Source organism: Rhodanobacter sp. Soil772 (assembly GCF_001428385.1).
GTDB lineage: Bacteria > Pseudomonadota > Gammaproteobacteria > Xanthomonadales > Rhodanobacteraceae > Rhodanobacter.
Map to the genome: position 1 here is coordinate 372,382 of NZ_LMSK01000003.1, position 14,510 is coordinate 386,891.

The following is a 14,510-nucleotide window of genomic DNA, read 5'->3' on the forward strand; positions in this document are numbered from 1 at the left end:
GTCCTGTAACATTCCCGTCATCCCGTTCCCTCAGGCATGGCCAGCATGTTTTCATTGCAGACGATTTTCGGCAAAGGCGACAAGTTCTACGGACTGCTCGAACAGAGCGCCGCCACCGCCACCGAAAGCGCCAGGGCCCTGCACGAACTGCTGACCCAGCCCGACCAGGGCTCGGTGATGGCGGCGTTCACCGCCACCCGCGCGCGCGAGAAGGCGCTGGCCGCGCAGATCAGCGAGGAGCTGGTGAACACCTTCGTCACCGCGCTCGATCGCGAGGACATCGAGGCGCTGAATTCGTCGCTGTACAAGATCCCCAAGACCATCGAGAAATTCGCCGAGCGCTACGAGATCGTCTCCGACCGCCTGGCCGGGGTGGATTTCGCCCAGCGTGCCATGGTGCTGCAGCGTTCCAGCGAGGTGGTTGCCGAGATGATCGGCGAGCTGCGCCGCGGCCTGCGCATCGACCCGGTGAAAAAGCTGCAGGACCGCCTGCAGGCGCTGGAATCGGAAGGCGACCGCATGCTGCTGGCGCCGTATCGCACGCTGTACATCGAAGGCGGCGACGTGATGCGGGCGATGCTGGCCAAGGACCTGTTCGAGCTGATCGAGAAGGCCATCGACAAGTGCCGCGACGTCGGCAACATCGTCTATTCGATCGTCCTGAAGAACTCCTGAGGCCGCGCCCGTGACCCTGCGCATTCCGCACTGCCCGACGGCGCCGGCACCGAGCGTCCGCCCGCCCATGGCCGAGGGCCGCGCATGAGCATCGTCATCGCGGTGGTGGTGATCGCGCTCGTCTTCACCTACATCAACGGTTTTCACGACACCGCCAACTCGATCGCCACGGTGGTGGCGACCAAGGTGCTTACCCCGGGTCAGGCAGTGCTGCTGGCGGCGGGCACCAACCTGGTCGGCGCGTTCATGGGCACGGCGGTGGCGGCCACGATTGCCTCCGGGCTGATCAACGCCGGGGTGGTCGAGATGAGTTCGCAGCTGCTGATCTGCGCACTGCTGGCGGCGATCGTGTGGAACCTGATTACCTGGTGGCTGGGCCTGCCGTCCAGTTCCAGCCATGCACTGGTGGGCTCGCTGGTGGGCGCGGCGCTGGCCGCCTCGGACAACAATTTCGCCTCGGTGATCTGGGCGGAAGGCAGCTGGCTGAAGGGCCACGGCGTGATCCCGAAAGTGATCATCCCGATGGTGCTGTCACCGGCAGCCGGCTTCATCATCAGCTTCATCCTGATGGGCGCGCTGTATGCGCTGCTGGCCTGGTTCGCGAACCGGCACGGCTGGTCGCGCCGCTTCGGGCGCACGCCGTTCGTCAATTTCTTCTTCGGCAAGGCGCAGATCGTGTCGGCCAGCGCGATGGGCGTGGCGCACGGCATGAACGACGCGCAGAAGAGCATGGGCATCATCGCGCTGGCGCTGGCCGGCGCCACTGCCGCGCACCAGTTCGATCACCTGCCGGTGTGGCTGGGCTTCCTGCGCATCGATGGCAACCCCGCCGGCGGTTTCGAGATCCCGGTGTGGGTGAAGGTGGTTTCCGCGCTGACCATGGCTGCCGGTACCGCCGGCGGCGGCTGGCGCATCATCAAGACGCTCGGCCACAAGATGGTCAAGCTGCACCCGATCAACGGCTTCGCCGCCGAGACCAGTTCCGCGCTGGTGATCCTCAGCGCCTCGGCGTTCGGCATTCCGGTGTCGACCACGCACAACGTGTCGGCCTCGATCATGGGCGTGGGCGCAGCCAAGCGCTTCAGCTCGATCCGCTGGTCGGTGGTCGAACGCATGGTGTGGGCGTGGATCCTCACCCTGCCGATCACCGCGCTGTTCGCCTACGGGCTGGTGGTGCTGTTCCGGCTGGTGTTCTAGAGCGAGTCGCCGCCGACGGCGATGATCCGTTCCAGCTGATCGCCGAGCACGCCCAGTTCGCGCACCACGCGTTGCAGTTCGGCGCGGTCGAGGAATTCGTAGGGGCGGTTTTCGCACAGGTGCAGGTACGGCGAGCCATCCAGGTCGGCCACAGCGAGGAAGCCGGTGCGCTGCTGCCAGTTGAAGCGCAGGCAGCGGATGGGGTCGGTGCCGGCAAGCGGGCCGATCGGGGTGGAAATGCGCAGGTAGCGCAGTCCCGCCTCGTCCTCCAGCTCGGCCAGGTAGACGCCCTGGTAGCGATCCGGCGACAGCTTCAGGTCGAAGCTGATCAGATAGGGATCGTTCTGGCGCAGCTCGTGCAGGCTGCCGATGTGGGAACGCACGGCTTCGAAATGGCGCATGCAGCGGCTTCCGTCGGCGAGGGTCGGAAGCTACTCTGCCACGTATCCCCGCTAGCGTCGCGTGAACCATGAATGAGGCCGCCGCCCGTATCTACGCCGCCATCGCCGCGATTCCGCGCGGCCGCGTCGCCAGTTACGGTGCGATCGCCGCCCGTGCCGGGCTGCCGGGGCGGGCGCGGCTGGTCGGTCGGCTGCTCGGCGAGGTGCCCGACGGCATGGAATTGCCGTGGTACCGCGTGCTGCGCTCCAGCGGGCACATCGCGATGCCGCCAGGCAGCCGCGGTTTCCGCGAGCAATCCCGGCGCCTGCGCGCCGAAGGCGTCGAAGTGAAGAACGGCCGCGTGCCGCTGTCGCGATTCGGCCTGGATGGCGATCTCGACCATGCACTGTGGGGCATGCCGGACGCCTGAACGGTGGCGCTGCCGACAAGTCGTCGCAGAGGTTTCCGGCGGTCGGGCCGGGTCGGTTTGTTACCATGCTCCCGATGAATGCCTCAGCCCTCGACCTGCTCCAAAGCGTTTTCGGTTACTCCAGTTTCCGCGGCCAGCAACAGGCCGTGGTCGAACACCTGAGCGAAGGCGGCGATGCGCTGGTGCTGATGCCGACCGGTGGCGGCAAGTCGCTGTGCTATCAGATCCCCGCGCTGCTTCGCCAGGGCACCGGCATCGTGGTGTCGCCGCTGATCGCGCTGATGCAGGATCAGGTCGACGCGCTGCGCGAAGCCGGCGTGGCCGCCGCCTATCTCAACTCCAGCCTCGGCGCGGAAGAGCAGCGCGAGGTCGAGCGCCAGCTGCTGGCCGGCGAGCTGAACCTGTTGTACGTGGCGCCGGAGCGGCTGCTCACCGGGCGCTTCCTCGGCCAGCTGGAACGCACCGAGGTGGCGCTGTTCGCGATCGACGAGGCGCACTGCGTATCGCAGTGGGGCCACGATTTCCGCCCCGAGTATCGCGAACTGGCGATCCTGCAGCAGCGTTTTCCGCAGGTGCCGCGGATCGCGCTCACCGCTACTGCCGACCAGCGCACGCGCGAGGAAATCGTCGAGCGGCTGTCGCTGCAGGATGCACGGCAGTTCGTGTCCAGTTTCGACCGCCCGAACATCGGCTACCGGGTCGGCCTGCGCCACAACGCGAAGCGCCAGCTCGGCGAGTTCCTGCAGGGCCACCAGGGCGAGTCTGGCATCGTCTATTGCCTCAGCCGGCGCAAGGTGGACGACACCGCCGCATGGCTGGCCGAATCCGGCATCGAGGCGCTGCCGTACCACGCCGGACTGGATGCGGCGACCCGCGCGAAGAACCAGCAGCGCTTCCTGCGCGAGGACGGCGTGGTGATGGTCGCCACCGTTGCCTTCGGCATGGGCATCGACAAGCCGGATGTGCGCTTCGTGGCGCACCTGGACCTGCCGCGCAGCATCGAGGGCTATTACCAGGAAACCGGTCGCGCCGGCCGCGACGGCCTGCCGGCCGAGGCGTGGATGATCTACGGCCTGTCCGACGTGGTCACCATGAGCCAGATGATCGCGCAGTCCGAATCGGCCGACGAGCGCAAGCGCGTGGAGCGGCAGAAACTGGAATCGCTGCTGGCCTACGCCGAGGCCACCGACTGCCGCCGCCAGTTGTTGCTGGGCGCGTTCGGCGAGATCTATCCCGGCCCCTGCGGCCATTGCGACAACTGCGTCGCGCCACCGAAGACCTGGGATGCCACGGTACCCGCGCAGAAGGCGTTGTCGGCGGTGTACCGCACCGGCCAGCGCTTCGGCTCCGGCCACGTGATCGACGTGCTGCGTGGCGAGGAGACCGAGCGCGTGCTCAGCCTCGACCATCACCGGCTCAGCACCTTCGGCATCGGTGCCGAGATGGACGAGAAGCAATGGCGCTCGGTGTTCCGCCAGCTGCTCGCCGCCGGCCTGCTGGAAGCCGACGCCGAAGGCTACGGCACCTTGCGCCTTACCGCCGCCAGCCGCGGCGTGCTCAGCGGCGGCAAACCGGTGAAGCTGCGCGAGGACGCCCGCCCCGAACGCGCCAGCCGGCGCCGGCGCGACAGCAAGCTGGTCACCGGCGGCGGCAGCCTCGGCATCGAGGCCTACGAGCAGGAGCTGTGGGATGCGCTGCGCGCCCTGCGCACGCAACTGGCGAAGCAGCAGGGCGTGCCGCCGTACGTGGTGTTCCACGACGCTACCTTGCTGGCGATGCTGCGCGCCATGCCGGCCAACGAAGACGAGCTGGCCACCATCAGCGGCGTCGGCGAAGCCAAGCTCAAGCGTTACGGCAGCGATTTCCTGGCCGTGATCAACGCGCCGGCGTAGGCTCGGCGCCATCGGCTTGCCCGCGAGCGACTGCATACGTATTCAACCGGACACGGCCGGGACCCACGGTGCAGACTCGGACGCATCTTGATGCCATGACGTTGGGGAGACGCGATGAGCACGATGGAGATGACGGGCGACGGGCTGGGCCAGCGCGCCACCGCGCGGGTGGTGCTGATTTCGGCGGCGGCGGCGCTGGGTGGCTTCCTGTTCGGATTCGATACGGCGGTGATCAACGGCGCGGTCGACGCGATCCGCGGCGGCTTCGCGCTGGATGCGGCGCAGACCGGTTTCGCGGTGTCTTGCGCGCTGCTCGGCTCGGCGCTGGGCGCGTGGTATGCCGGCATGCTGGCGAACCGCTTCGGCCGCGTGCGCACGATGCAGGTGGCGGCGGTGCTGCTGGTGGCCAGTGCGCTGGGCTCGGGGCTGGTGACCGCGGTGTGGGACCTGATCCTGTGGCGGCTGGTCGGCGGCGTCGGCGTGGGCGTGGCCTCGGTGATCGCGCCCACCTACATTGCCGAAGTGTCGCCCGCGCACATCCGCGGCCGGCTCGGCTCGATGCAGCAGCTGGCGATCGTGCTGGGCATTTTCGCCGCGTTGCTCAGCGATGCGTGGCTGGCCGGCGTGGCCGGTGGCGCGGCGGAACCGTTGTGGTTCGGGCTGGCCGCGTGGCGCTGGATGTTCCTGGTGGCGACGCTGCCGGCGCTGGTCTACGGCACCCTGGTGCTGGGCGTGCCGGAGTCGCCGCGGCACCTGGTCGCCAAGGGCCGCATCGACGAGGCCCGGGTAGTGCTGCGCAAAGTGCTGAACATGCACAGCGAGGCGGCGCTGGACAACAAGCTGCGCGACATCGAGGACAGCCTGCGCTCGGAGCACAAGCCGCGCCTGCGCGACCTGTGCGGCAAGACCGCGGGGCTGCTGCCGGTGGTGTGGATCGGCATCCTGCTGTCGGTGTTCCAGCAGTTCGTGGGCATCAACGTGATCTTCTACTACTCGTCCACGCTGTGGCATTCGGTGGGCTTCAGCGAGGCCGACTCGTTCACCATCACGGTGGTCACCTCGATCGTCAACGTGCTGGTGACCCTGGTGGCGATCGCGCTGGTCGACAAGATCGGGCGCAAGCCGCTACTGGTGGTCGGCTCGGCCGGCATGGCGATCACCTTGGGGCTGATGGCGTGGTGCTTCTCGCAGGCCACCGGTAGCGGCGCCACGCTGAGCCTGCCCGGCGCCACCGGCATGGTGGCGCTGGTTGCGGCGAACGCCTATGTGGTGTTCTTCGGCGTGAGCTGGGGCCCGGTGGTGTGGGTGCTGCTGGGCGAGATGTTCCCGAACCGGATCCGCGCCACCGCGCTGGCGGTGGCGGCGGCGGCGCAGTGGCTGGCGAACTTCGCGATCACCAGCACGTTCCCGGCGCTGGCCGAGCTGGGCCTCAGCTTCGCCTACGGCCTGTACGCCGGCTTCGCGCTGCTGTCGCTGCTGTTCGTGCTGGCCGGCGTGCGCGAGACCAAGGGCATCGAGCTGGAGGACATGCACGCATGAGGATCATCCATCAGCCATCGCCCTGGGCGCCGGCGGCCTGCGCCTGCCTCGGCCAGCGCCAGGCGATATACGACAGGCGGCGCGCAAACCGGCTAGGATTCGGGACGGACGGCGTTGCGCCATCGCCGAAAGAGCTTGCGGATTGCGTTGCGGATGAAGGCAAAAGCCACATCGATCGACATTGCCCACCTGGCCGGGGTCTCCCAGGCCACGGTGTCGCGCGCGCTGCGCGGCAGCCCGCTGGTCAATGAAGAGACCCGGCGGCGTATCCAGGCCGCCGCCGAGCAGCTCAACTACAAGGTCGACAAGAACGCGTCGAACCTGCGCCGGATGCATTCCGGCACGCTGGCGCTGCTGTTCTTCGAGGACCCCACCGCCGACGAGTCGCACATCAACCCGTTCTTCCTGTCGATGCTGGGCTCGATCACCCGCGCCTGCGCGCTGCAGGGCTACGACCTGCTGATCTCGTTCCAGCAGTTTTCGCGCGACTGGCATGCCGACTTCGCCGACAGCAAGAAGGCCGATGGCCTGATCCTGCTCGGCTACGGCGACTACCTGGCCTACCGCGACAAGCTGGAGAAGCTGGTCGCCCAGGGCACCTGCTTCGTGCGCTGGGGCGCGGTGCTGCCGGACCAGCCCGGCGTGTCGATCGGCTGCGACAACTTCCGCGGCGGCCAGGCGGTGGCCGAACACCTGCTGGAGCGTGGCTGCCGCCGCATCGCCTTCCTCGGCGACGCGTCCAGCCACTACCCGGAGTTCTTCGGGCGCTATCGCGGCTACGTCGATGCCCTGCAGCAGGCCGGGGTGGAAGTCGATCCGGCGCTGCAGGAAAACGCCGAGAGCACCGAGCGCTCCGGCTACGAGGCAATGCGCGGCCTGATCCTGCGCGAGGCCGGCTTCGATGCGGTGTTCGCCGCCAGCGACCTGATCGCGATCGGCGCCATGCGCGCGCTCAGCGACCACGGCCTGCGCGTGCCGCAGGACGTGGCGCTGGCCGGCTTCGACGACATCGCCATGGCCAGCTTCGTCAACCCGCCGCTGACCACCGTGCTGCAGGACACCCGCCAGGCCGGCGCGGTACTGGTCGACAGCCTGCTCGCGCTGATTCGCGGCGAGCCGGTGGAAAGCGAAGTGCTGCCGGCGAAACTGGTGGTGCGCCGGTCGAGCCTGCGCTGACCTCGGCTGGGTGGTCGTCGTTGCGGTGCACGTGCGTGATCACTTAACCTGCGGTCGCTGTCCGGATTCCTTCGCATGACAGGATCGAACGCGCCATGGAACGCACTCCGTCGGAGCTGGAATTTCATCAGGTGTTCGAGCGCATCACCGATGCCTACGTGGCACTGGACAGGGATTGGCGCTACACCTACCTCAACGCGAGGGCCTGCGATTTTTTCGGCCGCCGCGCGGAAGACCTGATCGGCCGGCATATCTGGGCGGAGTTTCCGGAAGGCGTCGACCAGCCGTTCCGGCGCGCCTACGAACAGGCGATGGCCGAGCAGCGGCCGCTGCAGATCGAAGCGTTCTATCCGCCGTACAACCGCTGGTTCGAAAACCGCATCTATCCGTCGGCAAACGGGTTGACGATCTACTTCCTCGACATCACCGAGCGCAAGCAGGCCGAGCAGGAACTGCTGCAACACCAGCGCATGCTGGCACAGGCGCAGCAGGTGGCGCACATCGGTAGCTGGGAGTGGGACATCGCGGGCAACCAGGTGGCCTGGTCGGCGGAGCTGTACCGCATCTACGGCGTGACGCCGGCGCAGCACGCGGCCACGTTCGAGGCTTACCTGGGGCTGGTCCATCCGCAGGATCGCGAGCGCGTGCGGATAGCGATCGAACAGGCCGCCGAGGATCACCAGCCGTTCGAGTTCGAGGAACGCATCGTGCGCGCGGATGGCTCGATACGCACCCTGTTCAGCCGCGGCACCGTGGATGTCGACGAGGCCGGCCGCGCGATCCGCATGATGGGTGCCTGCCAGGACATCACCGAGCGCAAGCGCGCCGAGCAACTGGAGGCCGGCCAGCACGAAATCCTCGCCGGCATCGCGGCGCAGCGCCCGCTGGTGCAGAGCCTCGAACAGATCGCGCACCTGCACGAGACGATGAACCCCGGTGCGCTGTGCTCGCTGCTGTTGCTGGACGAGTCCGGCCGGCACGTGCTGCACGGCGCCGCACCGAGTCTGCCCGAGGCCTACAACGAGTCCATGCACGGGCTGGAAATCGGCGACGCACATGGCTCCTGCGGCACCGCCGCGTGGCGGCGCGAGCGCGTGGTGGTGGCCGACATCGCCAGCCATCCGGACTGGGAAAGCTACAAGTCGCTGGCGCTGGCGCATGGGTTGAAGGCCTGCTGGTCCACCCCGGTATTCGGCAGCGGCGGCCAGGTGCTTGGTACCTTCGCGGTGTATTTCCGCGAGGTGCGCGAGCCACGCCCGGAGGAGCTGCACAACATCGACCGCATGCTGCCGATCGCGGGCATCGCGATCGAGAGCGAGCAATTGACCGGCCGCCTGCGCGAGCGCAACCGTTTCTTCGAGATGTCGCTGGAGATCTTCTGCATCCTCGATCCGCAGACGCAGCGGTTGGTGCAGTTCAATCCGTCGCTGCCACGCATCACCGGTTACGGCGCCGATGAGCTGAAGTCGAGAAGCTACCGTGAGTTCCTGCGCGTGGAAGGCGACGAGACCGGGGCGGACCCGATGCTGCGACGGGATGCGGCCGGGCAGCGGGTGTTCGACTTCGTCAACCGCTGCGTCTGCCTCGATGGCAGCGAGCGGCTGCTGGAATGGGTGTCGTTCGCCGCGCCCGACGGGCTGGTCTATGCGGTTGCGCGCGACATCACCGAGCGCCGCCAGGCCGAGGCGGAGCTGGCTCATGCCTCCAGCCACGACCCGGTCACCGGCCTGCCGCACCACCTGCTGCTCGAGAGTGCGCTGGCGGCGATGCTGCACGATGCAGCGACGCCGGCCTGGGTGCTGGTGGTCGGGCTGGACCGCTTCCAGCTGGTGAATGCATCGGTCGGCCACCAGACCGGCGACGACGTGCTGCAGCGGCTGGCCGTGCGCCTGCAGGGCGCGCTCGGTGGGCAAGGCCGGATCGCCCGTTTCGCCGGCGACGAGTTCGTGGTGGTGGCCGCCGGGCTGTCCTCGTCCTCCGCGCTGGAACTGGCCGAACGCCTGCGCGCCGCGGTGGCCGAGCCGGTCGAGGGCCACGACTACCGGCTGCTGCTGACCGCCAGCGTGGGCATCAGCCATTCGCCCGACCACGGCCGCGATCCGAAGAACCTGCTGCGCCGCGCCGAGGCCGCGATGAGCCAGGCCAAGCGGGAAGGGCGCGACCGCGTCGCCGAATTCTCGATCACCCAGATGCAGGATCTGGAAGACCGCCTGCTGCTCGGCAACCACCTGCGCGACGCGGTCCGGCACGACGAGCTGGAGCTCTACTACCAGCCGCAGCACTGCGCCGCCGACCGGCGGATGACCGGCTTCGAGGCCTTGCTGCGCTGGAACAGCCGCCAGCTCGGTCAGGTCTCGCCCGCCCGTTTCATCCCGATCGCCGAGGCGCTCGGCCTGATGCCTGAGATCGGCGAGTGGGTGCTCGATGCCGCCTGCCGGCAGCTGCGCGTCTGGCTCGATCGCGGCCACCGCGACTTCACCGTTGCAGTGAACGTCTCGGCGCAGCAACTGCAGCGCCACGGCCTGGTCGCGCAGGTTGACGCGGCGCTGCGCCGGCACGACGTGCCGCCGGCGATGCTGGACATCGAGATCACCGAAAGCTCGTTCATGGAAAACGTGTGGCGCGTGCAGCGCACGCTGGCCGAGCTGAAGGCGCTGGGCATCAAGCTGTCGCTGGACGACTTCGGCACCGGCTATTCCAGCCTGGCCTACCTCAAGCAATTCCCGATCGACAAGCTGAAGATCGACCAGGCTTTCATGCACGGCCTGCCGCTGGACGCCGCCGATGCGGGAATCGTGCGCACCATCATCGCGGTGGCGCACGAACTGCACATGCGCGTGGCGGCCGAAGGCGTGGCGAGCCAGGCGCAGGCGGACTTCCTTGCCGCGGCCGGCTGCGACGAACTGCAAGGCAACTATCTCGGTCCGGCCATGCGTGTGCAGCAGGCCGAGGAACGCTTCGGCCCCTAGCGAAGTAGAGCGTGTTCGGTTCGCGCGGGTCGGCCAACCGCTGCCGGAGTGACGCCGGTTTCATCGCCGGGCAGACATCATTCGGCGAAAGGGTGAAGCCGTAACCTCTGCGAGTGCCGCCCTCATTTCGACCTGAGCAAACGCCACGCCATCGTCACCGGTTCCACGGCCGGTATCGACCTGACGATTGCGCGTGGTTTGGCGGGGTGGTGCGTTCGGTGGTCTGATTTTTCGCGAAGAGCTTTACCCCTCCCGCACTCGCCTGCGCGCAGGCGAGCGCGCCATCAAACGCCGGCTCGCGCAGGCCGCGACTGGCGGCCATCAACGTGGAAGCCTTGGCGAGGAACCGGGCAACTATCCCGATTCTGCGCGACGCAGCTGATTGATCGACTTGACGGCCCGATCACTTGGCTGGGTCATGACGCGACTTGAGATTACTTGAGAGGCGTCGCTGCGCGCGATGGATTCTTGCGGAGAATCCGCCGCCAGAAAAACACCTCAAGGGCGAAGGCTGCTGCAAGCAGGGCGCCACCCATGAGGGGCGCGCCGAAGAAGAAAGGGCCTACGCCAGTTGCGTAGGCAGCCGCGGCTCCGAGAAGCAGCGCAAGACCGATCAGATGCTTCATTGATATCTCCTTTGCTTGTTCAGGCCCGGTGCTGCAGTCAAGCAGCGGCGCAGCCACCCGCCTGGGCGAACAGTCAGTTGCCACTGTACCCGGGGATGACCAGGAAATCAGCCACAGGTTCCAGAACGACCTCTGGGTACCGCTCGGCGATGGCCTGCTCCATTTGCTTGCTGGCAGCAGGGTCAACGGCGCCGATCGCAAAAGCGTCTTTTCGAACCTGCGCACTTGGCCACTGCGCATAACTGTACCAAAGCCCGTCACTGCCGCAGTGCAAGCGAGAGCCCAACGAACCTCGTTCCGAGCGCAGCAGGTCCGACAGGCGTGACCAGGCCTTGATGAAGGAGGATTCCATGCCAGGGTGAAGGCGCCACCTGTACAGAACCACGAACCCCGGACCCTTGGCGCTCAATTCTGGAGACATGACTGATGACACCTGGCCACCTGGCGCTGGAGTTGGATGGCGGCGAAGCCGCCCGCCTCGAACGAGTAGCTAGACCTCTTGCGGAGGCCTACCACGGAGATCTAAGCCAATAGAAGCAGTGTGGACAATAGTCTATGTCCAGGGGTGATGCCCGTTCGAATGGACTAACCGGAGCTTGGGAACAGTGGGGACAGATCAGGCTGACTCTCTCTGCGGCACGAGCGATCATGAGGGCAAGAAAGAAAACAAGGAACAGGGCAGCAACATAGATGTTTTGCAGATAGACACGGGTAGCTATACAGGCCAACGCTGCCAAACCTATGGAGGGCTGTACAAGTTTGTGCCTCTTGCGATACGTCGATGTCGCTTGTGCCCAAGCGGCAATTACTTGTGGATCATTTACGGCTCGAATCGGCATTGGGTCTAACGCTGGAGTTAAGCGGCGGCGCAGCCGTCCGCCTTGAACGAGATGTCAGGCTTGTGACGCGATGAGTTCAGGGCAAGCCGTATGCTTTACAAACCGTGACTTGATATCGGACAACCGTTATCACAGTTGAGCCAAATTTGGCCAAAAATACAATATCAAAAAAAACACTGCGCCCACGCCGCACGAAACAATCGAAAACCAAAATAAAAATGGGTTCTCTGATCTTTGAATTCTTCTGTACCACACAATTGTGCTGCCCGTCATGACCCCATTTATAACGAAGAACACGAACCCACCGGCAAACAGCAAGCTCACCCAAGCTTGATTTAATATACTAGTTGCCAGCACACGCTGCCTCCTCTTGCTGATGCGCGTCTGACTGACTCTGATGAGTAGGCCTAACGCTGGAGTTAAGCGGCGGCGAAGCCGTCCGCCTTGAACGAGTAGTTAGCCGCCAACCGGCGTGCAGCCCTTTGCTGGAGCATAAACGGCGTTATTTCCAGTACGAGGTGACGTGAAAGTCAGGCGCTGGTGCTTTTTGGAAGGAATGTAGACTGCTGATACCAAGCCCTTCGGGGTTTTGAACGTAGCGTAGATGTTGCCTTTGTACAGATGGAACTCGCCTACGGGAAATTCTTGGCACTTTGAGCCGTAAACAACAAAAGAGCCATCCTTACGAAACTTCAAGGTGTCATCGCCAGGACGTCCATCCTCGTCGACAACCTGCGCCCAGAACCCCTCGGCCCAAGCTGGCACCTGCTCGGCCCGAGCGCAACTGGCACCAAGGAGACCTGAGAGGATCAGAGTAAGTGCGATTATTTTCATGAAGGCCTAACGCTGGAGTTAAGCAGCGGCGTAGCCGGAGAGTTCCTGCGCAAAAGTGGACACCGACGGATCAGACGCCTTGGGCTTCGAACTCTACCGGAGAACGATAGCCCAGGGCGGAGTGCAGGCGGTGCTTGTTGTAAAAATCGATGTGGCTGCGCAGGGCCGAGCGCAGGGTCCGTTCGCTGGTGAAGGGCTGGCGGTGTACATGTCCGACTTCATCGACTTGTTCCACGACTCCATGTGCGCGTTGTCGGTCATGCGGCGTGGCCGATTGACGCTCTGCATCAGCGCAGCGCTCGCCAAGGCCTGCTTGAACCGCGAGGACAGAAACTCCACGCCGCGATCGCTGTGCACCACCGTGCCCGGCGGCGGTTTTCGGTGGCGCACGGCCGCACGCAACGCGCGGCAGGTCAGCTGCGCCGACTTTTCCGTGCCCAGCGCCCACCCGAGCAGCCGACGTGAATGCCGATCCATCACCGTGGCCAGATAACGCCACGCGCCGGAGACTTTCAGATACGTCACATCCGTCACCCATACCTGATCGATGCGATCCACGGTCATCGCATGAACCTGGTTGTCGGCGCTGGCAAAGAAGCGATCGAGCCCCGGTGTGCGCCGATACAGCGTGGCCGAGCAGGCTTGTACGGCATGCTCACGCATCAACCGCTCGATCCGGCGGCGGCCCACGGTCTCGCCTTGCTGGCGCAGCTCGGCGTGCACGCGCGGGCTGCCATAGGTTTCCCGACTGTCGCGGTGCACCCGACGGACCCGATCCATCAGGCGCGCATCCTCCTGCGCGCGTTCGCTGGCCGGGCGATCGCGCCAGGCGTAGTAGCCGCTGGCGCTGACACCGAACAGGCGGCAAAGCACTCTCACCGGGACGGCTTCCTGCTGCTGCTCGATGAAGGCAAAGCGTTCGCTTTTCGAGCGGAAGTGAACGCGATTCGGATCGACCGTCACACCCTTCGTCATGATCTCGCCCTCGCGCGCCTGTTTGCGCCAACGAGACAACATGAAGGGATGGATGTAAAGCGACGCGGCGACATCCTGCACCGCGACCCCAGGCAACTGGCTCAAACGGACGGCCGTCGCTTTGAATTCGTGGGTGTATCGGTAGGTGGTTCGCGGACCTGGTTTCGGCATGGTGTGGACTCCTGAAGTGGTAGTTCAGGGTGTCCACTAAAGCGAAGGAACTATCGCCGTCCGCCTTGAACGAGTTGTTAGGCCTAAAGCGATGAATTTTGCTGGCTCTTGACCCATGCACTACATTTGCCAAAGTTATTGAATTCATAGCTCAGTTCAATTATCCCATGGTTTGGGCCGGCTGCGTGTGCTGCCAAGCTAATTGCTTTGATGCTGTCGGGAAGCGATGAATTTTCCTTAAGATCCCAGAAGGCGACGAGGGAGCGTTCCTCCTTGGCCAAACCCATCATCCAATCTTCCGGCTCATCCCATATGCTCCCGGACCGTAGGAAGTCGTACTTTTTGCTATTTCCATATTTAACAGTTAGAGCATCAAAGAGGTTAGAGAAAACATCTCTTACCCGGTCGCCGTACGAGCTAGATGAAATATCTGGTGTCCACGCGGTTATTTTGCAAAGTCCTTGATTTGGAGTGATAAGCAATCTGTAGTCATCAAACGCAACGTTGCCATTAGGAAGCTTTGATGTACTGTACGTATATGGACTGACTAGTTTAAGCTCAGCAACTCTATTTATCTGCTCAAATGTAGCTCCAGGCTCAAGGCCAAACTGTGCCGCCGTGGCAGTTGCAGAGAGCGATACCAATAGAACAACTATGGCCAGACGTTTCATGCTTTTCCCCTGTTTTATTGCAAATTGTGACTAAACCTAACGCTGGAGTTAAGCGGCGGCGAAGCCGTCCGCCTTGAACGAAATGTTAGGTTACTTAGTGTTGATGGCGGCGACTACTGCTAGTCCTTTAACTGT

General features: G+C 64.9%; 13 protein-coding genes. 7 read left to right on the forward strand and 6 right to left on the reverse strand.

Annotated features, from left to right (window positions below):
- The first annotated feature begins 45 nt into the window (after positions 1 to 45).
- Both ASG75_RS13140 and ASG75_RS13145 read left to right on the forward strand, forming a co-directional pair.
- Positions 46 to 675: a hypothetical protein gene (locus ASG75_RS13140; RefSeq protein WP_056390682.1), complete on the forward strand. Its 630-nt coding sequence runs from the start codon at positions 46 to 48 to the stop codon at positions 673 to 675.
- Between the two features lie 84 nt (positions 676 to 759).
- Entirely contained in the window at positions 760 to 1,872 is a 1,113-nt protein-coding gene (locus tag ASG75_RS13145) for an inorganic phosphate transporter (RefSeq protein ID WP_056390239.1), read from the forward strand.
- Here ASG75_RS13145 and ASG75_RS13150 read toward each other — a convergent pair.
- Positions 1,869 to 2,273, reverse strand: coding sequence for a hypothetical protein (locus tag ASG75_RS13150; protein ID WP_056390242.1), 405 nt, complete (start codon positions 2,271 to 2,273; stop codon positions 1,869 to 1,871). The genes ASG75_RS13145 and ASG75_RS13150 overlap by 4 nt on opposite strands.
- Positions 2,274 to 2,341: 68 nt before the next feature.
- On the opposite strand from ASG75_RS13150, the gene ASG75_RS13155 reads away from it, so the two are divergent.
- From ASG75_RS13155 to ASG75_RS13175, 5 genes are all read left to right on the forward strand, one after another.
- Positions 2,342 to 2,683: an MGMT family protein gene (locus ASG75_RS13155; RefSeq protein ID WP_007511540.1), complete on the forward strand. Its 342-nt coding sequence runs from the start codon at positions 2,342 to 2,344 to the stop codon at positions 2,681 to 2,683.
- A gap of 74 nt (positions 2,684 to 2,757) precedes the next feature.
- The gene (gene recQ, locus ASG75_RS13160) at positions 2,758 to 4,575 is read left to right on the forward strand and encodes a DNA helicase RecQ (RefSeq protein ID WP_056390245.1); all 1,818 of its coding nucleotides are present in this window, start codon (positions 2,758 to 2,760) and stop codon (positions 4,573 to 4,575) included.
- A 114-nt stretch (positions 4,576 to 4,689) separates the two neighbouring features.
- A complete protein-coding gene (locus tag ASG75_RS13165) occupies positions 4,690 to 6,114 on the forward strand; it encodes a sugar porter family MFS transporter (protein ID WP_056390248.1) in 1,425 nt (474 codons plus the stop codon).
- Between the two features lie 153 nt (positions 6,115 to 6,267).
- Entirely contained in the window at positions 6,268 to 7,290 is a 1,023-nt protein-coding gene (locus ASG75_RS13170; protein WP_056390251.1) for a LacI family DNA-binding transcriptional regulator, read from the forward strand.
- Between the two features lie 95 nt (positions 7,291 to 7,385).
- Complete coding sequence (locus tag ASG75_RS13175; protein ID WP_056390253.1) at positions 7,386 to 10,259, forward strand: EAL domain-containing protein; 2,874 nt, start codon at positions 7,386 to 7,388, stop codon at positions 10,257 to 10,259.
- Positions 10,260 to 10,693: 434 nt separating this feature from the next.
- Here ASG75_RS13175 and ASG75_RS16045 read toward each other — a convergent pair whose 3' ends face one another.
- From ASG75_RS16045 to ASG75_RS16380, 5 genes are all read right to left on the reverse strand, one after another.
- Positions 10,694 to 10,885 carry a hypothetical protein gene (locus ASG75_RS16045; RefSeq protein ID WP_082547611.1) on the reverse strand — a complete coding sequence of 64 codons (192 nt, stop codon included), beginning with the start codon at positions 10,883 to 10,885 and terminating at the stop codon, positions 10,694 to 10,696.
- Between the two features lie 73 nt (positions 10,886 to 10,958).
- Entirely contained in the window at positions 10,959 to 11,306 is a 348-nt protein-coding gene (locus tag ASG75_RS13180) for an antibiotic biosynthesis monooxygenase (RefSeq protein ID WP_056390256.1), read from the reverse strand.
- Positions 11,307 to 12,180: 874 nt separating this feature from the next.
- The gene (locus ASG75_RS16375) at positions 12,181 to 12,558 is read right to left on the reverse strand and encodes a hypothetical protein (protein WP_157616974.1); all 378 of its coding nucleotides are present in this window, start codon (positions 12,556 to 12,558) and stop codon (positions 12,181 to 12,183) included.
- A 93-nt stretch (positions 12,559 to 12,651) separates the two neighbouring features.
- On the reverse strand, positions 12,652 to 13,704 hold the full coding sequence (locus tag ASG75_RS13185; RefSeq protein ID WP_157616975.1) for an IS3 family transposase: 1,053 nt from the start codon (positions 13,702 to 13,704) through the stop codon (positions 12,652 to 12,654).
- Positions 13,705 to 13,787: 83 nt separating this feature from the next.
- Positions 13,788 to 14,375 (reverse strand): hypothetical protein, encoded by a 588-nt coding sequence (locus tag ASG75_RS16380; protein WP_157616976.1) that lies wholly within the window; start codon positions 14,373 to 14,375, stop codon positions 13,788 to 13,790.
- Positions 14,376 to 14,510 lie beyond the last annotated feature (135 nt).